Source organism: Helicobacteraceae bacterium, assembly GCA_031258155.1.
Taxonomy (GTDB): Bacteria; Campylobacterota; Campylobacteria; order Campylobacterales; family SZUA-545; genus JAIRNH01.
In genome coordinates this window covers 1-18,437 of the sequence record JAIRNH010000043.1, presented here as the reverse complement: position 1 = coordinate 18,437, position 18,437 = coordinate 1, and the positions used below count along the sequence as shown (strand labels likewise).

Genomic DNA, 18,437 nt, shown 5'->3' with positions numbered 1-18,437 from the left:
GCGTAATCTATCTCCGCTTCGGTTGTGAAACGCGATAAACTTAAACGCACCGCCGTATGCGCCAACTCCTCGTCAGAGCCGATCGCCGAGAGGATTGGATTTGCCGCCAAATCCTCGCTTGCGCAGGCGCTGCCCGTGCTGGCGGCGATCCCGTTTTTGTTTAGGTCCCAAAGTAGCGATTCGCCCTCCACGCCGCGCGCGCTTGCTAGGATCGTGTTCGGAACGCGCAAATCGCGATCGCCCACGACAAAAACGTCGGGTATGGTTAAAAGCGCGTCCTCTAGTTTGTCTTTAAGTCGGCGCACGGTCGTAGTTTCGTATGGCAGCGCCTCGTTGGCTAACTCCATTGCAAGCCCCATGCCAATCATAAGCGGCGAATTGAGCGTCCCCGCGCGAAGCCCGCCCATATGCTCGCCGCCGTAGATTAAGCGGACTTTAGGCGCGCCGGCTTTAACGAACAGCCCTCCGACACCCTTTGGCGCGTGAAATTTGTGTCCGCTAAAGGTCAGATAGTCTACGTCCGCTTCGCGCGCGTCAACCTTGATCTTGCCTATCGCCTGCACCGCGTCGGCGTGAAATAGCGCGCCTTTGGCGTGGGCGATCTCGGCGATCTCTTTGATCGGAAAGATCATTCCCGTTTCGTTGTTCGCCCACATTACGCTAACTAGCGCCGTATTGTCGCCGACCGCCTCCCTGACGCTCTCAAGATCGACTATGCCCTGTTCGTTCACCGCTAGATAGGTTATTTTTACTCCAAGCGATTCCAAGAAATTACAGGCTACGCGCACAGAGGGGTGTTCGACGCTCGTCGTAACGATATGATCGCGGACGCTATGACGGATCACTTCGTGATAAACGCCCTGCAAAACCGTGTTGTTGCCTTCGCTGGCGCAACCATTTACGATCAGATCGTCCTCGTCGCTCGCGTTTATGCCCGCGTAGAGCTGATCGAGAGCGTCGCGCAGACGACCTCTAAGCTCTATGCCAAACTGATGAAGGCTGTTTGAGTTGCCGTATTTTTCGCACCAAAACGGCTCCATCGCCTCTTTTACTCTCGGATCGACCATCGTAGTCGCGTTGTTGTCAAGATAGACTCTTTGCATCGCTTTCCTTGCTTTGAAAAAGTAATCATACCCTAAATCGGACAAAATTGGTATGATTTTTTAATCATTCGCGGTAGTTTTTGGCATTTAATGTTAGGATAGAGAGACTAAAGTTAAGCGCGAAAGGCGAAAAATGAGCGCGAACAACGCGGCGAAACGATGAGCGAACATCAAGTTTTTGCCCTTAAATACCGCCCGCGATCGTTCAAAGAGCTAATCGGGCAGGAGGCGGTAAGTCAGACGCTCTCTCTTGCCCTCGATAGCGGCAAGCTAAGCCACGCCTACCTGTTCTCGGGCTTGCGCGGCAGCGGTAAAACCTCCAGCGCGAGGATTTTCGCCAAATCGCTTCTGTGCGAAAAGGGCGTAAGCTCCGCGCCGTGCGAGGAGTGCGATAACTGCCGTCAGGCAAACGAAGGACGGCATATCGACATTATCGAGATGGACGCGGCGAGCAACACGGGCATAGACGACGTGCGCGATCTGATCGAGCAGACCAAATACGCGCCGTCGCTCGGTCGGTTTAAGATATATATCATCGACGAGGTTCATATGCTCTCAAAAGGGGCGTTTAACGCGCTGCTAAAGACGTTAGAGGAGCCGCCTAGCTATATTAAATTCCTGCTCGCCACGACCGATCCGATGAAAGTTCCCGCGACGATCTTGTCGCGATCGCAGCATTTTCGTTTCAAAAAAATCGCCTTTGAGGCGGTTCTGGCGCACATAAAGCACATTATGGCGCGAGAATCGATTCGCGCCGACGATCGCGCGCTGGAGATCATAGCGCGTTCGGGCGGCGGCAGCATGCGCGACACATTGACGCTTTTGGAGCAGGCGATCGCTTACGGTAAGGGCGCGTTGGAGCTAAACGCCGCCGTAGAGATGCTCGGCGTTTTAGACCCGTCGCAAATCGAGACCTTTTTCGCGCGGATTTTCGATCGCGATCAAAGCGGCGCGATCTCGTTTGTCAAGGAGATCGAATCTAGCGACGCCGAAATGGTGATCAACGAGATGATAGATTTTCTTAAAGAGCGGCTTTTCAAACCGCGCGCGCCTTTTAGCGCTAATGTGATCGAGCGCTTCTTTAAGATCGCGGCGGAGGCGAAAAGTTTGCTACATTTTGGCGCGGACGGCGGTTTTACGCTAGGATTAACGGCGTTAAAGATGATTGAGGCGCTCCGCCCCGAAGCGATCGCCGACGCGATCGAGCGGATTGAAAACGAACTGGCGCAATCGACAAACGGCGCTCAAAACGGCGAGACGCGCGAAGAAAAACGATCCGCCGACAACGCGGATCGCGCGAGCCGTCCCCCGTCCTCTTTTGGCGGTCGTCAATCGGTTGGGCAGACCGCGCCAATCGATCTGCTAACGGCGCGCCTTTACGATCGTAACGCCGAACTAGGCGCGGCGTTTAGCGAGGCGGTAACATTTGTCGCGTTTGAAAACAACGAGTTTCGAGCCGTTTTCGCCGAGAGCGGCGCGGGCGTGGAGCGGCTAAGAAGGGACTACAAAACCTTTTTGCAAATCTTGCGCGAGGTTTTTGGCGAACAAACCAAGATCGTTAAAGTCGCCGCTTCAGCCGACAAAAGCCAAAACGAAGCCAAATCAAACGAAATCGCCGTCAAATCGCAACCGGCAAGCGACGAACCCGCCGCTAAAAACGCGAGCGACGCTTCGCCAACCGACCCCGACAACGCAAACATTAATGCCGCCGCTTCAGCCGCCAAAAGCCAAAACGAAGCCGTAGCCAAAACGAAACCGATACGCGACGAACCCGCCGCCAAAAGCGCGCTTGATAACGACGATCCATTAAGCGCCGCGGATATTCAAAAAGCGATTGAAATTTTTAAGCCGGAGAAAATTACCGTTATAGCCAAAACTAACCGCTGATTGAAATTGCGGATAAAATAAGACTTGGACGAAAATAGGAGCGAAGTTACGCGGCGGGTTCGCCGGCTTTAAAAGTCGCGTTTTACCCGCTTGCTAAAACCGATAAAGTTAATACGCCGCAAACATCTGCTACGCAGATACTCTCTAGCAAAAAGAGCGGCGTTTGTTTTACGTCCCCATACGATTCTAACGGCGGCGCGGAGGAACATTTAATTCCAAATTAGCGCTCCGCTTTGTTCCGCGCAAATTAAGTTTATGCGAAAATATTTTTAATCGTTATTGTCTTTAGTTAGTATTTATTTTGAACGATTTCCTCATAAAACGCGTTATGCAATACGAAATTTTAGCTTTATCAAATTTTTTTCAAGAATATTTGATATAGAACGTTCCGAACGTATGCAACGGCTTGACGGCGCGAATAAAGAAATATCCAGCGTTTGCCGACAAAACGCGAAAGGATTGGCATGGGAGTGGAACGAAACGGAGAGCATAGCCAAAACGTAGTCCGAACCGCCGCAAGACCGCGAAGTGCAAACAACCTTATTACGCGCCGTTGTTTTTGCTTTAATTTTTTGTTAATATTAATAATAAATTTGAAGGCAATCCTAAGAAATTAACTGTTAATATTTTATATTCAGGAATACCATTTTCAAAACATAATTTTCGTAAATCATTTTTTGTTAATAAGTTTAAATTTTCTTCTAATGCAAAAAAACTTTTCCCAATAAATTTTAATATTTTCCTATGTATATTTTTAGGCAATAAATGTATAAATGGCATAGCGGTATGCAATTCAATTGGATAATGTCTGTTTGGCGTAGTTAGAAAAACATATTTTTTCGATATTCTAAAACATTCGCTTAGAAATTTACTTTGGTTCTTTATTGAACCTACATGTTCAATTACGGCGGATGAAAAAACTAAATCAAAAGTATTATTTTCAAACGGCATATCAAGCACCGTTCCTTGTTTAAATGTTAATCCTTTATATTCGTTTTCCATCCAGCTTGCGTCTTGATCGGAAAACGCCGTAATTTTTTTATGATCCAAAAACAAATTTTCAAAAAAATTTGACGACATATATGTTTTATCGGCGGTAACTCCAACGTCAATTATTGATTCTGCTTTTTCAAGATCGATAATTGCTAATAATTTTTTGAATATTTTTACTCTTGTATTGTATGCCGCTTTATCAGCAAAAGAATGTTTTGCGGTAGTTGAATAAGTATTAACGTTTAAGCGTTTCATTTTATTTCAAAAATCTTCTTTTGCCAAGTATCTATTTGATTATATTTCTTTTTTTTCGCTTTGTCAATACTTGTTTAATATTTTCCAACTAATTTAAAAACGACGGCGCATAATATTTTGGATGTACGCGATGGCTTGGCGGCGCGATCAAGAGAATGCCGGCGCCGTTTATGGCGTTCGCAAAAACCGCGTTTGCGCTAGAAGCGCTGAACGGTAAAGAGCCAAAAAGCGAAGACGGCAACAACTATCAGCGCCGCGATCAGTCCAACGCGCGTAAGGCTTGAGAACGTCCGAGCCGTCTCTTTCTCGCCTAGATCGGTAAAAGTTAAAACCGACTGCGGCAGATCGAAATGTTCGTAACCTCTAACCAGTCTAGGATTTGGCGTTTTTTGAAGCGTTTCTAACTTGCCCTGCGCCTCGTAAGCTAATTGCAAAAGCGGATCGCGCCCAAAATAGCGCTCGTAATTTTTAGCGGTTTCCTCCCAATTAAGCGCAAGCGCGACCACCACGCGCCGAATCTCTTCCGTAAAACCTATTCGCAGAACCAACGCCGCGTAATCCACATATAGAGGATTGCTTGCCTCGTCGAGAGTCAAAAGATACGCCGCTTGGCTATCGCCCGCCGCCGCCGCTTTCCACGCCCTGTCTAAACGCTCTTTGCTCTCCTTGAAAACGTCTAAAAACTGCGGCGTATCGGTCAAAAACGGATATTTAGCCGCCAGCGTCAGCGCCGCGCCGCGTTTGCCCTTTTGCTCGGCTTCCAAAAACGCGAGCAGAGCGGCGATCGGATCTTTCAAAACGGGCGGAGCGCCAAGCGCGCTAAGCTCTTTCGCCGCGCTTAAAGCGTTTGCGTAAGCGTGCTGATCCGCCCAAAAGATCATCTCGCGTTCCAACGCGGAGGCTTTGCGCTCTTTATACTCGAAATGCGGCAACCCCTTGCATATAGGCTCGCGTTCGCACAGATCGTTAAAACCTTGCCAATCTCGCGCTTTGATCGCGTCTATCGCCTTCAAAAACGGCGACGGAAAATCAAGGATCCGCCGCGCCGTTTCCCCTTTTTCCAGCGCGCTCATAAACGGCTCCAAAACCTTTACGGCTTTATCCTTATCGCCCTCTTTGATAAACTCCAGCGCCGTTTCGACCGCGTTTTTCCATTTATCGAAGTAGAGCCTGCCGGTAAGAGATTCGTTTAAGATCGGGTAGGCGTTAAGCAGCGCCTGCGTTTCGCGCATGCGGCGATTTTTGAACGAAACGCGCAATTGGCTAAGCTCGTTTAAGTGTGGCAAAGCCTCCTCGAAGCGGGCGCGTTTTGGCAGATCGTCCCAAAACGGCGATACGGCTTCTTTGGCGAGGTTTGGTTTACCCTCTTCCAAAAACCTAACCGCGCTTGGATAGACATTTTCCTCCCAAGCGCGTTCCAGCCAATCGCAAAACTGTTCGTTTAGCAGGCAAAATCCGCTGATCGAAATCAACGCGTTTGCCGAGTCGTAGTCCTCCGACGCGATCGAAAGCTGACAAGATTTATTTAGCTCGCTAAGATCGTAACGCGCGATCGCGCCTTTTTCGCCGATCACAAAAACGTTTTCGCCGTTAAGCCTGATAGCGGAGATCGGCTCGTTCAAAACCTTCCACGATCTAGCGACGCGATTATGCGTCGTATCGATAGCCGCGATCAAGCCTGTTTCAAGCCCTAGCAACGCGTAGCGCGAAGTCGTCGTTACGGCTTCCATAGCGGCGCGAGGCAACGAGAGCGAATCGAGCGCCGCGCCGTTCGCGTGCCGAGAGATAACGAGCAGATCGCGCTCTTTGCAAAAGAGCAAAAGCCGCCCGTTTGTCAAGAACGCGCCGCCGATTACCGGTTTCGGCGGTTTGGTCTCAAGCGCGACTCTATGAAGCGCTAAATCATAGACGACCGATCTGCCCTCGCGCTCCGCGGCGAACAGGAACCGTTTATCTTCGCTGAAAAACAATGCCGAAGGACGTTTAAAAAGCGCGGGGCAAAGCGAATAACGGTTAACGTCGCCGATAGAGAAAACCTGCAAAAAACCTTCCGCGTCAATCGCGGCGAACGTCTCGTCGTTAAACGCGCTCAAAACAATCGGGCTTAGCCCCAAAGTCCTTTTGGACAGCCTTCTATTCTGCTCAAGCGAAAAAACGAACGCCGCGTTTTCTTTAATAAAAAAAAGTTCGCCGTTTGACAAAAAACGCGCCGACAGCGCGTTTTCGGCTTCGTCGATTCGCGTTTTGCCCTTCGGTTTTCCGTTTCTATCAAAATTATAAAGATAGCCAAGGGAGTCGATAGACCAAAACCGATCGCCTCTTTTTGTTATGTCTAGCGGTCGAGCGTCAAAGTTTAACGTCGTGTTCCAACTCAAAATAAATTCGCTCTTTTCATATTGAATGCGAAAAGCATAGCTAAAGCCGCATTAAGCAAAAACTTCGCAAACTAACGAATGCGTTTTATTGTTTTGGTTTTTATTTGCGTTTTTGCGCGGGCTTTGGACGACGCGAGTTACCCCGGCGGGGTCGCGGTCGCGCCGCTTAACGAATTTGGCGATATTGCGCCCGCCGCGTTTCTTGGCGATAGGCGCGTTAGAGTGGATAGGTTGCCAAACGGCGAGTGGGCGGCGATTATAGGCGTGTCGATCGACGCGAAGCCAAACGCGACGGGATACGCTTCATACCGAACGATCGACGGCAAGTCGGCGGTTATACCGTTTAGGATTGGCGAGAAAAGTTATCCGATTCAGCGGCTTACTATCGACAAAAGTATGGAGGCGCTCGACGACGAAACGATTCAAAGAGTGGTAAAAGAGCGAAATATAACCGCTTCGGCAATCGCCAAATTTTCTGAAAATTTCAAAGGGGAAACGCGAATGCGTCTGCCGTTGATCGCGCCGATCAGCTCGCCGTTTGGCGTAAGGCGGATTATCAATAAAACGTCGCGCAGACCGCACGGCGGGACAGATTTAGCCGCGCCGAAAGGAACGCCAATCTTAGCTCCCTCCGACGGCGTCGTCGCGCTTGCGGACGCGCATTTTTACTGCGGCAATTTTGTTCTGCTAAATCACGGCGAAGGGCTTTTCACGCTCTATTGTCATTTGGATCGCGGCGCGGTAACGGCGGATCAAAAGGTAAAAACGGGCGATATAATCGGCTACGTCGGCGCGACGGGACGGGTTACGGGCGCGCATCTGCATTGGAGCGCGGCGCTTAACGGGGCGTGGTTTGATCCTCTTTTGCTTGTTTCAAGCGACGATTTAGCCAAACTAACGCCAAAAGGGCAAAAGCCCCGAAAATAGTAGCCTCGATTAGAAAGCCGCTCAAAAACTCGCGAATCATCGTCGCGCAATCAGCATGTCTATATCGCTTCTGCGAAGTAGCGATTCGACGCAGCTACCGATCATCATCGGCACAAACGACTCGACGCCTTTCGCGCCCATGACTATCAGATCGCACCGTTCGCTCCTTGCCGTTTCCAGAATCGTCGCGGAGGGCGACGCGCTCGCCCTGATCATGGTTTTGACGTCGCGATTGTTAAGCGGAAGCGATTTTACGAACCTCTCTAAACTCTCGCTCGCTTCGCGCCGCATAGTTTCAAGCATAGAGCTTGCTTCGTCGGTAATAGCGCCGCAGCGCGAATCCGTTATGTCGCTTGGCGCCAAATAGGCGTTAAAAGCGATAAACTCCGAGCCGCTAAAGGTTTTGACGGCAAACTCGGCGGCTTTTGTCGAACACTCGGAGAAATCGACGGCGATAAAAACGCGCTTATACGGAATCGGGCTCTCGCTTTTTACGATCAGGATCGGCAGATCGGATAGCTCGATCGCGTGTCTCGCCGTCGTGCCTAAGAGCAGATCGCCTATATTAAATTCGCCGTGATCGCCAAGCGCCGTCATATCCGCGTTTTTTTCTTTAGCGATTTTGAGGATAGTTTCGCTCGGCTTTCCTTCCAGCGCGATCGCCTCGCCTTGGACGCCCAAATTTTCAAGCGTCGAGCGTAGCCGTTTTTCGATCTCGCCAATAGCCGACGCGGTTTTTTGATTAAACAGCCGCCCGAAAAAACCGCGCGGATTTATAGCGTGCAAAAGCGTCAATCGCGCGCCGCTTAGTTTGGCGATCGCGGCGGCTTTATTGACGACGATTGAGCTTTTTTGCGAAAAATCGCTTGCCGCTACGATAACTTTCACTATTTAACTCCTTTTTTGTTTGTATTTTACCCGACTTGTCTGAGCGCCGTTTGTTTAGAGCGGCTTCTATCTCGGCTTTTGTCATGTTCGCGTCGGCGTTTCGCTTCGCAAACGAAACTAAAAAATCGCTCGCTATCTCTATATAAACGAATTTTTTTGCTATAAACTCTATCGCCGACAAATTTTAATAGCGCCCGTAACAATAAATTAAGCGTTTTTTGTGTATCGTGCGTTAGTTTTTGAGGCAAAGGGGTGCGTTGGTTTGAGATAAGTTTGTTTAGCGCTTAGCGCAGTGACCTTCCCTCGCGTCGCCTCTTGGCTTTCTTGGACGTTAGTCCCTTGTGATTTTTAAGGAAAATAGTGAAACAGCTTTATGTGGGCAATCTGCCATACAACGCCACCGAAGAACAAATACGCGCCGTTTTTGCGGCTTATGGAAACGTTAGCGCCGTTAGAATGATGATGGATCGGGAAACGGGACGTTTTCGCGGTTTTAGTTTCGTCGAAATGGACGATTCCGACGCGCTGAAAGCGGTCGAAAATCTTGACGGCAAAGATTTCGGCGGACGCAATCTGCGCGTGAACGAAGCGCGCGAGCGCGACGCTCGCCCCGCGCGTCAACGCTGGTAAAACCTAATCGGCGGGTCTATCCCGCCGTTTGGTTTGCGCCTTGCCTACGGCTATCGCTAGGCAAACGAGCAACGCGGCAAACAACAGCATGCCCGCGATCTTGAACGCTCGCGCCCACTCGCCGTTGTAAAGGCTAACGATAATCGACAGCGTTAAAAACCCGCCGACGATTAACGCGATCAGTAGCGTTAAACTTGTTCTAAAAATCGCGAAACGGCGAAAAAAATCGCTTGGTTTCATCGCTTACTCGCTCGTTTCGCCGCGATCGATATACGGCTCGAATAGGTATCTGTGGTCTTTGGGCAACGCGTCGAAAATTGCCAGCGCTAGAGCGCGTATCTCCCATAGCGCCGCTCTGCTTGTTCGTAGTCGTAAAAAGTTTTGCAGGCTTCTGGCGTTTACGCTCCATGTAAGTTCCGTTTTGTAGCTTTCGGGCAGGGCGTATTTGGCGCGATCGCTGGCGATTCCCCGCGCCAAAAGCTCGCGCAACCTTTCTAGCGCCAGAAGACTCGCGCGATCGACTTCGCCAACGCCCGTTTCTACGAGATAGTTTTTGGCGCGATCGTCGAACGTTTCAAACGCCGCTTCTTTTTTTAGCTCTTTTAGCGTGTAGCGCGTGCTTTTAACGGACAACGAGGCGACGCGGTGTCTAGCAAGCTCTTGCAGACAGGCGCGGCTGATTCCTCGAATGTAAAAAACGTAAAACAGGTGTTCGAGAACGCTCGAATGTTTGTTTTGATTGCCAACTCGATCGATTAGCGCGCGATCCGCGTCGCCCCCGTTATCCGACCTCTCATAGCTCTGCCAGCAGGTGCGAATGGCGTGAGCGCAAACCGCTAAATCCGTATGTTGAAGAAGGGTTATTTGCATAGTTAAAATCATAGCAGGCGTTAGATTTGCCCGCCAAAACGCGCCGCTTGCAGTCGCCATAAAAGCGCCCGTCAAAACGCAAAGCGCCGCTAAAATCGTTATCGTTAAAGCAAGCCGCAAAACCCCGCGCGCCCGATCGCGTTCAAGCGCGTTTCGGCTAGCGCAAAAACGCTTTTGATCGAATAAAAAACGCGACGTTTTTAATCTTAATTATTTGACTAATACTTTTTAGACAGATTCGGTTTATTTCAGGTTTTTACATAAATAGAGGCTTAGTTTGGGGCTTTTTGTCCCATACAAAAGCCCAAAGTTTATTTTAAGAGTATAGGGGGGGGGGGGGGTATAATTCTTAAATTTTTTGAGGATCACAAACGCCATTGTCTATAACAGGTTTCGTTACCCGTCGTTCGCCTCAAAAATCGAGAAAATCGCTAGTTACATAAAGACCCGATTTATGGGCAAGACGCCGTTTGTTGTCCCGCAATTCTTAATTAAGATAGTAAGTGGCGGAGTTTTTTGTTATCTATCAATCAACATTGATCGACGCTCGCGTTTTTCGCCGATCTATGCAATTTTAAGCGTAATATTTTAGTTACGAGCGCGTTAGAGTCGCGGAAACGACGGAACTTGCGCTTATTCTCGTCATTATCGCAAAGGCTGGAATCTATTCCCGCAAGGCTCTGTGAAATGCGGAAATCCATCTTCCAAAGCCTCGCGATATAAATCGCATACGAGTTTTATTTATCTGGACGCCCGCCTTCTTTCGCAATTACGGGCGGACAAGCGCCCTATCGCTCCGCGCGGAAATAGCGGAAGTTTGTTTTCTTTTTTTGCTTCTTTCTCGCGAGCGTTTCATTTGCAAGCCTAGACAAGTAAGCATAACTAGCCGATCAACGAAGTTTTGGGTTGGTCGTTTGGGACTGACGCGGCTAATCTTTAGGCGATAGACGATAATTGCAGTTGTCCTTTCACTAAAGCGCGGCGGCTGAAGTTTGCTTTAGCCGCCGAGCGCTTATCCTTTCTGAAGCGCTTAAATTTTACGACTTGACGTTTTGCGGAAATCATACGCGCGTTTTTACTAGCGGAAGCGATAAATCAATCCGAAACATCAATTGAAGCGTTTTAAACGCGATAACGTTTGCTTGATGTGAATCCGCGCGTTATTTAAAAAGATCCAAGCGCGTATAAAACCCGCTTTACAAAGTTTGTTTAAGCGCCTAAGCGCGGATAAGCTCCGCTTTTGTCGCGATCGGCTTGTCGTCGTCCAATCGCAACGTTAATTAAACGTTACGCGGCGACGAGACCGACAAATCAACGGCGCGCGCGATTTATTTAAACGCCTCCGCGAAAACGCGAAACCTCAAACGATCTTTGGCAAAACGAACGCGGTTTCAAATAAACGGCTCTATTGTTCGCCGTCGGCAAAGCGGCTACGGATCGATAAAAACTCGTCGAGCGAGCTAAAAAACGCGTCGATCAACTTGGGATCAAAATGTTCGCCTCGCTCCTCTTTCAAAAGCGCGAGAATTTTCTCAAGCTCCCACGCTTTTTTATACGCCCGATCGCTGCCCAAAGCGTCAAATACGTCGGCGAGCGCCGTGATCCGCCCGAAAATATGTATCTCCTCGCCCTTTAAGCCTCTTGGATAGCCCTTGCCGTTATATTTTTCGTGATGTTCGTAAGCGACGATCGCGGCGGCTTTCAAGATACGGCGGCGGGAGTTTTTGAGAATTTGATAGCCTGTCGCCGCGTGAGTTTTCATAATCTCAAACTCCGCCTCGTCCAGCTTGCCCGGCTTCTTTAAAACCGAATCGGGAACGGCGATCTTGCCTATATCGTGCATAGGACTCGCCATGCGCAACAGCTCGGCTTCGTCTTTGCCAAGCCCTAAAGCGATCGCTAACGCATACGAGTATTCGGCTACGCGCTTAACATGGTTTCCCGTCTCTTTGGAGCGCGTTTCGCCAGCCTCGCCCATAGTGAAAATCACGTCTTTTTGCGTCTCTTCAATCTCTTTGCGCGCGATCGCCGATTCAAGCGCCGCGCCCGAATAGACGGCGGCGAGTTCAAGCCGCGTTATGTCCTCGTCGTCAAAGGCGGCTTTGCTCGTCATCTCGTTGATCGCCTGATAAACGCCGATGATATTCTTTTCGCCGCCATAGATAGGCAGGGCGATAATGTTGCGCGTAACGTAACCCGTTTGCGCGTCAACGGCGACGTTGAATCTAGCGTCGGCGTAAGCGTCGTTGATAATGATCGGCGCGCCCTCTTTAAGCGCGTGTCCGACTACGCCGCTGTCGCTCGGAACGACGATCGACGGAACGCCGTGCGCGACCGCCGTCCATAGTTTGGTTTTGTCCTCGTTTAGCAGCCAGATCGAACAGCGGTCGGCGCATACAAGCTCGCGCCCCAAATCCGCCATAAGCGTCAAAATACGATCGATCTGCGTCTCTTTAGATATGCGCGCGAGCGATTCAAAAATCATCTTGAGCGTCTCGCGCGGATCGAGTTCGCGTCGCAAAGTTTGTGTGTCGTCAGTATATTGCGGCATCGCATTTCGCTTGAATAAAGTTATGCGTTATAGCACGAATTTAATAAATAAAGCTCGCGTATTTAATCGCGGCTAACCGATCTAGCTCGGTTGCGAAAACGCCCGCGTTAAGCCTTGCTCGGCTATAATCGCGCCTTCTTTTTAAGCGAGCGTTATAAGCGACGGCTCTGTAGCTCAGTCGGTAGAGCAGCAGACTGAAAATCTGTGTGTCGGCAGTTCGATTCTGCCCGGAGCCACCACTCGCAAATCTCAAACGCCGTTTCTCAAACTCCTTGCTTTAGCGGTTTGTCGTGTTATAGTTGCGTTTATGGATAACGCGCTTGATATGTACGCTCGTTTCGAGCCGTTGATACCGTTTCGCAAAGAGATCGCCGCTTTGCATAAGCGTTTTATCGTCGAGCTACAGGCGCTAAGAGCAAGGAGCGTTTTAGACGCAGGTTGCGGAAACGGATTGTTCTTGTCGCGTTTGCAAACGATTGGCATAGCCGCGAAAGGAATCGACTTAAGCGCCGCAATGGTCGAAAACGCGCGAAGCGGAGGGCTAAACGCCGAGCGGATCGATCTTAAAGACGAGAGAGGCTCTTACGACGCCGTAAGCGCGATTTTCGACGTGGTTAATTATCTAAACGGCGGCGAGTTAGGCGGATTTTTTCGCGCCGCGCGCGATCGGTTAAATCCAAACGGCGCGTTTATTTTCGACGTTAATTCGCTTTACGGCTTCGAGATCGCCGAAGGCGATCTGGTTTTGGACGATTCGGATCGTTTTGGCGCCGTTCGCGCGAGTTTTGACGGCGCGGCGCTCGTCAACCGTTTTACGCTGTTTGAACGCGATAAAACAGACGAATATAGACGATTCGATTGGCAAATAACGCAGTATTTTCATTCGGCAAAAACGATCGAGCGAACGCTTAGCGCGGCGGGATTTAGCGCTATTAAACGAAAAGATATACGCCTTTATGACGGCGCGAAGGCGGACAAGCTGTTGTTTATCGCCGAAATTTAGGGGGCAAAGCCTTCAAAAACGATATTATCCGCCACCTTTTTGGCTTTTTGCAAATCCTCCTCGTTTCTAACCGTCCAAGCCAAAACGGGGATTTTGTAAAACTTTCTCGCTATTGTTACGCGCCAGAACGGAAGCGAATCCAGCTCGTAGCTAATAAACGCCGGTTTAATGGCGCCCAGATCGCAAAGGCGGCGAAGCCTGTATTTTTCCCATATCGATCGATCTTCGTTTTTAAAAGAGCGGCTGATAATTCCGCGCGGTATATCGGGCGCGTTTTTCTTAAACCAGATTAACGTTTTCGGCTCGAAACTCGCCACCGCGACCGTCGGGTTGAAGTGGCGAATCAGCGCTAGAAGCCGCGTTTCCAAACGATAATCGTCGGAGCGGGAACGTTTAACGTCGATATAGATTGGCGCGGTTACCCGCTCGAAAACCGTTTCAAGCAGGGGGATCGTTTCGCCCGCGCCAAAAAGCGGAACGTTTTTGAGATTCGTCGCCTCCAGATCGCGCGTAAAGCCGTTTAATCCCGTCATGCGACCAAGCGTGTCGTCGTGAAAGACCACGATCGAGCCGCCTTTAATCAGTTGAACGTCCAACTCGATTGCGTATTTTGCCTCTTGCGCCGCCAAAAACGCCGCGATCGAGTTTTCGGGAACGCTCCCGCCGTGAAGCCCGCGGTGGGCGATCGGAGTCGTCGTAAACCATTGCGCGTCCATGCGCGCTATTTTACCAGCGGCACGATAATTGCTAAGCGCCTATAATTACGTTAACTTATCAAAGGCGGCGAAATGCGATTAAAATTTATAGCGGCGGCGATCGCGTTTTTTACGAGCGCCAATCTATTTTCAATCGAGGTTTTGGTCGCGCCGAGCGATCGCGACCGACTCATAAAAACGCGCGACGGGCGGCAGATTCGACTAAACGCGGGCAGCGAACTGATCAGGACGGACGACGGGCGGCTCGCCGTAAGAAGGGCGCTGGGCGGCGAAGGGCAAAAGCTAAACGTCGCGACCAAAGTCGCCCAAGCGCGCGCGAACGTTTCAGCCGATCGTTGGATATGGTTTGCGGGCGCGGAAGGCGCGGTCGGCTCGATTACGAGAGACTATACGATCAAAACGAACGAGATCAACAAAAGCGTTACGGAATACGAAACAATCGATTACGAAGGAAAACTGTTTAAAACCGACGGCGGAACCGTTAAATTTTCAAAAGACAAGAGCGTTACCACCTTCGCCGTAGTCGGCGGCTTAAAAGACGAGCTTACGCAGAACTACTATCAGCTTGGTTATTACGTCAACGACAACATCGACGAGGTAGCCTTTAGCGCGCAGTTTGGCTTTGAGTCGCTGGCTTTTTTCGACGAGAAAATTATCCCATACGCGCGCGCGGTAGTCGGCGCGGGCTTTGAGGACGGGATCGATTCGCTAGATCCCGACAGCTTCGTTTTTGGCGGCGGACTTGGCGCGACTTACATATTAAGCCCGAACGTCGAGATTTACGGCGGGTTAGAGTATCTGCTGCGCAATTTCGGTTCGGCTAGCGGGACGGCTACCAAATCCGGCGGCGGATCGATAACCTACGGATCGCTAGAGCGCGAGGAAACGGAGACGAGATTTTATGTCGGGGCGCGGTATCTGTTTAGATGAAGATCGTTTTCGCGGCGGCGATCGCGGCGCTGTTATTTAGCGGTTGCGCGGATAAAACGCCCGCGAGCGACGAACTCGGCGGCATTCCGGAAAAAGCGCCCGCTTGGATTCAAGACCCTGATATAGCCGGCAGATTTGCCGCCACCGGCGGCGCTACGCAATCGATCGGCGGCGTGCGCTTTCAACAGATCGAAGCGAGAGCGCGAGCAAGCGAAATCCTGCGCGCGCGGATCGAAAAGATAGCGATTAGCGCCGCGACGGCGTGCTTAAACGCGCTCGCGACGGCAAATAGCGATACGATCGACGCGGACGCGAGGTTGGCTTCGCTAATGATAGGCGCGAGAGCCTCTAGCCAATTTGAGCGCGCCGATAATTGGTGGTCGCCCTCGCGCGATTACTATGCCCTGCTTCGCATTTCGGAGGACAAATTAGAGGAAACGATGATCGACGCGATCGGGCAATTTATCAAGTCAAACGAAACTTACTCGCTAAACTTTGGTATGCTTCGCGACGTAAAACTGATAGAAAACGCGGCGCGAAACGCGATCGACGCCGCAAAATGAGGTTGAATGCGGTTTGTCCTGTTTTTTGCGGCGCTCTGCGCGAGCGCGTTTGCGTATAAAGACGCCTTTTATATCGGCGCATACGGCGGCGTTCTTGACGGAACGCTCGAAAAAGAAAGTCGAACCGATCTGGAAAATCAATCCCCTATAAGGGGTTTCAGACTGGGTTGGAACAACAATATGCGATCTTCTTTTTCGGCGAAAATTCGCTGGGAGCTTTTTGGCGAACAGCGTTACTTCAAATATGATTTTAACGGCGCGAACAAGGAAGAAAAAAGCTGGCACGCGGGCGCTTCCGTAGCTTTCGGATATAACGTCGATTGGTTTTTAACGCGGGAGTTAGTCCCGTATTTCAAAATCGGCGCGGGACTGGGCGGTTTCGGCGAGGATTTAGGCGACGGATCGAATTTGCATCTAGCGGCGGGCGTCGTCTTTTCGCTTCGCTATTTTGAGTTGACGGCGGAGGCGAGGCGGGAGTTTTGGCAGTTAAGCGGCTATCGTATCCCGTTTCAAACCCCTTTTACAAACGACGGCTCAATCGACGTTTTAAGCGCGGGACTTAATTTTAAGTTCTGATCCATTGAGCTAGCCGCGACGCTTTGAAAATTCGCGCGAACCATACGCGAGCGGCATTCAAATAATCGCGCAAACGATACGTTAGCCAAAAGTCCGCGATCAACCAAGCGCGCCCGCGTTTTTAACGATCGCGCGGATTATCATTCCCGCGAGGCGCCCGCTTTGGCAGGAGCGCAAGGCGCGAAATAAGGCGGGAATCCACATTCTCGTCATTCCCGTGAAAACGGGTATCCATCCCCATAATCGTCAAAAAGATGGATACCCGCCTTACTACGCGATTACGGGCGGTAGAGCGCCCTATCGCTCTGATCGGAAATGACGGGGAGGGGGCGAAAATAGCGAGAGGCGAGGTAAAGGGCGATCCGTAAAGCGAAAAGGGAGCGCGAAGGGCGGCTCGTAAAGCGAAAGCAGTTTAGCGTCGCGGTTTTTTGTAGTTTTATGTTGATATAGTCTATAATTTGTCAATTTTACGCGCAAAAGGAGATCAAATAATGATCGCTAGGCAAAAGCTTGCGAAGCTAAAGGTTTCGCCCCCCCCCCTGTATGCGTTAGCTCGCGTTTGCGATAGGGTAAAGCGTTTTCTGCTTACCGATCAAACGCCGCAAAGGGTTTTTGCGCCTATAACGAGAGCTTTCTTTATAGATAAACTTTCAAAAATAGCGCCGATCGCGCTAATCGCGTTTTACCTATGCGCCTCTACGCCCTTATTTGGAGCGAACGCCGCGGAGGAGGCGTTTAGTCAAGGACTGAACGCGTATAGTCGCGGCGATTTTCAAGAGGCGATCAAACATTTCACCCAAGTGATCAAGATCGATCCAAACTTAGCGGAGGCTTACAATAATCGCGGACTCGCTTACGCTGATTTAGGCGATTATGGCAAAGCGATCGCGGATTACACCCAAGCGATCAAGATCAATCCAAACCCGGCGGGCGCTTACTTTAGTCGCGGAACCGCTTACGCTGATTTAGGCGACTATAGCAAAGCAATCGCTGATTACACGCGGGCGATTAAGATCGATCCAAACGATGCGGACGCTTACTATAATCGCGGAAACGCTTACGATGATTTAGGCGACATAAGCAAAGCGATCGCGGATTGGACGCGGGCGATTAAGATCAATCCAGATTATGCGAACGCTTACTATAATCGCGGACTCGCTTACGCTAAGTTAGGCGACTATAGCAAAGCGATCGCGGATTACACCCAAGCGATTAAGATCAATCCAAACTTGGCGATTGCTTACGACGGTCGCGGACTCGCTTACGCTAATTTAGGCGACACAAGCAAAGCGATCGCCGATTACACGCGGGCGATTAAGATCAATCCAAACTTGGCGAGCGCTTACGCTTGTCGCGGAATCGCTTACGCTATATTAGGCGATCTAAAAAACGCCACAAAAGACGCTCGCAAAGCGTGCGAACTCGGCGATTGTGAGTTGTTGCAATATATGGGAGAAAATAAACTCTTGCGCGATTAACCGCGCCGCCGCTATTACATTACGGCAAAGCCGATGCGTTTAATCCGCGATTTGCAAAAACAACGTTGCGTATGCGCAAGTTTGCGGCTCGTTCGCAAACCTTGTCATATATGGACGAAGCGGGTCGCGCAAGAGGGCGAGCTTAACGGCTAAGGCGCGGTTATGGCTTTGGCTAAAAACTCTAGCTGATCGCCTATAACCGATTTGATAAACGCGCGATCGTGTCCGCCCTCTCGCGCCTCAAAAACAAAATCCGCGCCCAAAGCTAGCAATTTCTTTGCCAGCGCTACGTTTGAATCGTAGAAGAAATCGTCGCGCCCGCAGTCGATGCGAATCTTTAGTTTGCTCAAATCGTAGCGCTCGACCATATATAGGACGCTGTTTGCGATCCATTCGTCGCGGTTTGTTTTAAGATCGCCAAGTAATCTCGTAAGCTCCCAACGTTGATGAAACGGCGGTAGATCGACCCCGCCCGCCATTACGCCGGCGGCGCTAAAGGTATCGTCGCGCCTTAACGCCAAAAACAGCGCGCCATGCCCGCCCATAGAAAAACCCGCGATCGCGCGAGATTTGCCGCTTGCTATCGTAGGGTATTTCGCGTCGATCTGCGCCGTTAGCTCTTTGGTTATATAGGTCTCGTAACTTTCGTTTTTATCGCGCGGATTGTCGAAATACCAGCTAGTTCCTCCGTC

The 18,437-nt window shown here is 50.4% G+C and carries 16 protein-coding genes, 1 tRNA gene and 2 pseudogenes; 9 read left to right on the top strand and 10 right to left on the bottom strand.

Going from position 1 to position 18,437, the window contains the following annotated elements; all coding sequences use genetic code 11:
* The coding region (locus LBF86_05925) for a NifS family cysteine desulfurase (protein ID MDR0665040.1) at positions 1-1,103 on the bottom strand (1,103 nt) is incomplete at its 3' end.
* A gap of 159 nt (positions 1,104-1,262) precedes the next feature.
* Between LBF86_05925 and LBF86_05920 the strand changes: the two genes are divergently transcribed.
* Entirely contained in the window at positions 1,263-2,990 is a 1,728-nt protein-coding gene (locus tag LBF86_05920; GenBank protein ID MDR0665039.1) for a DNA polymerase III subunit gamma/tau, read from the top strand.
* 564 nt (positions 2,991-3,554) lie between these two features.
* Here LBF86_05920 and LBF86_05915 read toward each other — a convergent pair.
* Both LBF86_05915 and LBF86_05910 read right to left on the bottom strand, forming a co-directional pair.
* On the bottom strand, positions 3,555-4,238 hold the full coding sequence (locus tag LBF86_05915) for a class I SAM-dependent methyltransferase (protein MDR0665038.1): 684 nt from the start codon (positions 4,236-4,238) through the stop codon (positions 3,555-3,557).
* Between the two features lie 197 nt (positions 4,239-4,435).
* Positions 4,436-6,613, bottom strand: a complete 2,178-nt coding sequence (locus LBF86_05910) for a hypothetical protein (protein ID MDR0665037.1) — start codon at positions 6,611-6,613, stop codon at positions 4,436-4,438.
* Between the two features lie 78 nt (positions 6,614-6,691).
* On the opposite strand from LBF86_05910, the gene LBF86_05905 reads away from it, so the two are divergent.
* The gene (locus tag LBF86_05905) at positions 6,692-7,540 is read left to right on the top strand and encodes a peptidoglycan DD-metalloendopeptidase family protein (protein MDR0665036.1); all 849 of its coding nucleotides are present in this window, start codon (positions 6,692-6,694) and stop codon (positions 7,538-7,540) included.
* Between the two features lie 36 nt (positions 7,541-7,576).
* Here the strand turns inward: LBF86_05905 and LBF86_05900 are convergent, their stop codons facing one another.
* Positions 7,577-8,428 carry a universal stress protein gene (locus LBF86_05900; protein MDR0665035.1) on the bottom strand — a complete coding sequence of 284 codons (852 nt, stop codon included), beginning with the start codon at positions 8,426-8,428 and terminating at the stop codon, positions 7,577-7,579.
* Between the two features lie 360 nt (positions 8,429-8,788).
* Between LBF86_05900 and LBF86_05895 the strand changes: the two genes are divergently transcribed.
* The gene (locus tag LBF86_05895; protein MDR0665034.1) at positions 8,789-9,058 is read left to right on the top strand and encodes an RNA-binding protein; all 270 of its coding nucleotides are present in this window, start codon (positions 8,789-8,791) and stop codon (positions 9,056-9,058) included.
* Positions 9,059-9,061: 3 nt separating this feature from the next.
* Here the strand turns inward: LBF86_05895 and LBF86_05890 are convergent, their stop codons facing one another.
* The 4 genes and pseudogenes from LBF86_05890 to LBF86_05875 form a co-directional block, all read right to left on the bottom strand.
* Positions 9,062-9,298 carry a hypothetical protein gene (locus LBF86_05890; GenBank protein MDR0665033.1) on the bottom strand — a complete coding sequence of 79 codons (237 nt, stop codon included), beginning with the start codon at positions 9,296-9,298 and terminating at the stop codon, positions 9,062-9,064.
* Positions 9,299-9,301: 3 nt separating this feature from the next.
* Positions 9,302-9,928 (bottom strand): FAD-dependent thymidylate synthase, encoded by a 627-nt coding sequence (gene thyX / locus LBF86_05885; protein ID MDR0665032.1) that lies wholly within the window; start codon positions 9,926-9,928, stop codon positions 9,302-9,304.
* A 1,405-nt stretch (positions 9,929-11,333) separates the two neighbouring features.
* Positions 11,334-11,942: pseudogene (locus LBF86_05880) on the bottom strand (HD domain-containing protein).
* An 18-nt stretch (positions 11,943-11,960) separates the two neighbouring features.
* Positions 11,961-12,413 (bottom strand): annotated as a pseudogene (locus LBF86_05875) (GAF domain-containing protein).
* A gap of 229 nt (positions 12,414-12,642) precedes the next feature.
* On the opposite strand from LBF86_05875, the gene LBF86_05870 reads away from it, so the two are divergent.
* Positions 12,643-12,718, top strand: a tRNA-Phe gene (locus LBF86_05870).
* An 86-nt stretch (positions 12,719-12,804) separates the two neighbouring features.
* On the top strand, positions 12,805-13,482 hold the full coding sequence (locus tag LBF86_05865) for a class I SAM-dependent methyltransferase (protein ID MDR0665031.1): 678 nt from the start codon (positions 12,805-12,807) through the stop codon (positions 13,480-13,482).
* Here LBF86_05865 and LBF86_05860 read toward each other — a convergent pair.
* A complete protein-coding gene (locus LBF86_05860; GenBank protein MDR0665030.1) occupies positions 13,479-14,198 on the bottom strand; it encodes a hypothetical protein in 720 nt (239 codons plus the stop codon). The genes LBF86_05865 and LBF86_05860 overlap by 4 nt on opposite strands.
* Positions 14,199-14,270: 72 nt before the next feature.
* Between LBF86_05860 and LBF86_05855 the strand changes: the two genes are divergently transcribed.
* The 4 genes from LBF86_05855 (at position 14,271) to LBF86_05840 (ending at position 17,745) form a co-directional block, all read left to right on the top strand.
* Positions 14,271-15,128 carry a hypothetical protein gene (locus LBF86_05855; GenBank protein ID MDR0665029.1) on the top strand — a complete coding sequence of 286 codons (858 nt, stop codon included), beginning with the start codon at positions 14,271-14,273 and terminating at the stop codon, positions 15,126-15,128.
* On the top strand, positions 15,125-15,691 hold the full coding sequence (locus LBF86_05850; protein MDR0665028.1) for a hypothetical protein: 567 nt from the start codon (positions 15,125-15,127) through the stop codon (positions 15,689-15,691). The genes LBF86_05855 and LBF86_05850 overlap by 4 nt, the downstream gene beginning before the upstream one ends.
* A 6-nt stretch (positions 15,692-15,697) precedes the next feature.
* A complete protein-coding gene (locus LBF86_05845; protein ID MDR0665027.1) occupies positions 15,698-16,267 on the top strand; it encodes a hypothetical protein in 570 nt (189 codons plus the stop codon).
* Positions 16,268-16,758: 491 nt separating this feature from the next.
* Positions 16,759-17,745 carry a tetratricopeptide repeat protein gene (locus tag LBF86_05840; GenBank protein MDR0665026.1) on the top strand — a complete coding sequence of 329 codons (987 nt, stop codon included), beginning with the start codon at positions 16,759-16,761 and terminating at the stop codon, positions 17,743-17,745.
* 149 nt (positions 17,746-17,894) lie between these two features.
* On the opposite strand, the gene LBF86_05835 is transcribed toward LBF86_05840, so the two are convergent.
* Positions 17,895-18,437, bottom strand: a 543-nt coding sequence (locus LBF86_05835) for a hypothetical protein (GenBank protein ID MDR0665025.1), incomplete at its 5' end; no start/stop codon positions are given.

What these genes read in the sequence shown, in the direction of transcription:
- LBF86_05840 (MDR0665026.1), top strand. Translation starts at nt 16,759, where the DNA reads ATGATCGCTAGGCAAAAGCTTGCGAAGCTAAAGGTTTCGCCCCCCCCC.
- LBF86_05855 (MDR0665029.1), top strand. Translation starts at nt 14,271, where the DNA reads ATGCGATTAAAATTTATAGCGGCGGCGATCGCGTTTTTTACGAGCGCC.
- LBF86_05920 (MDR0665039.1), top strand. Translation starts at nt 1,263, where the DNA reads ATGAGCGAACATCAAGTTTTTGCCCTTAAATACCGCCCGCGATCGTTC.
- LBF86_05845 (MDR0665027.1), top strand. Translation starts at nt 15,698, where the DNA reads ATGCGGTTTGTCCTGTTTTTTGCGGCGCTCTGCGCGAGCGCGTTTGCG.
- LBF86_05850 (MDR0665028.1), top strand. Translation starts at nt 15,125, where the DNA reads ATGAAGATCGTTTTCGCGGCGGCGATCGCGGCGCTGTTATTTAGCGGT.
- LBF86_05890 (MDR0665033.1), bottom strand. Translation starts at nt 9,298, where the DNA reads ATGAAACCAAGCGATTTTTTTCGCCGTTTCGCGATTTTTAGAACAAGT.
- LBF86_05915 (MDR0665038.1), bottom strand. Translation starts at nt 4,238, where the DNA reads ATGAAACGCTTAAACGTTAATACTTATTCAACTACCGCAAAACATTCT.
- thyX (MDR0665032.1), bottom strand. Translation starts at nt 9,928, where the DNA reads ATGCAAATAACCCTTCTTCAACATACGGATTTAGCGGTTTGCGCTCAC.
- LBF86_05860 (MDR0665030.1), bottom strand. Translation starts at nt 14,198, where the DNA reads ATGGACGCGCAATGGTTTACGACGACTCCGATCGCCCACCGCGGGCTT.
- LBF86_05865 (MDR0665031.1), top strand. Translation starts at nt 12,805, where the DNA reads ATGTACGCTCGTTTCGAGCCGTTGATACCGTTTCGCAAAGAGATCGCC.
- LBF86_05905 (MDR0665036.1), top strand. Translation starts at nt 6,692, where the DNA reads ATGCGTTTTATTGTTTTGGTTTTTATTTGCGTTTTTGCGCGGGCTTTG.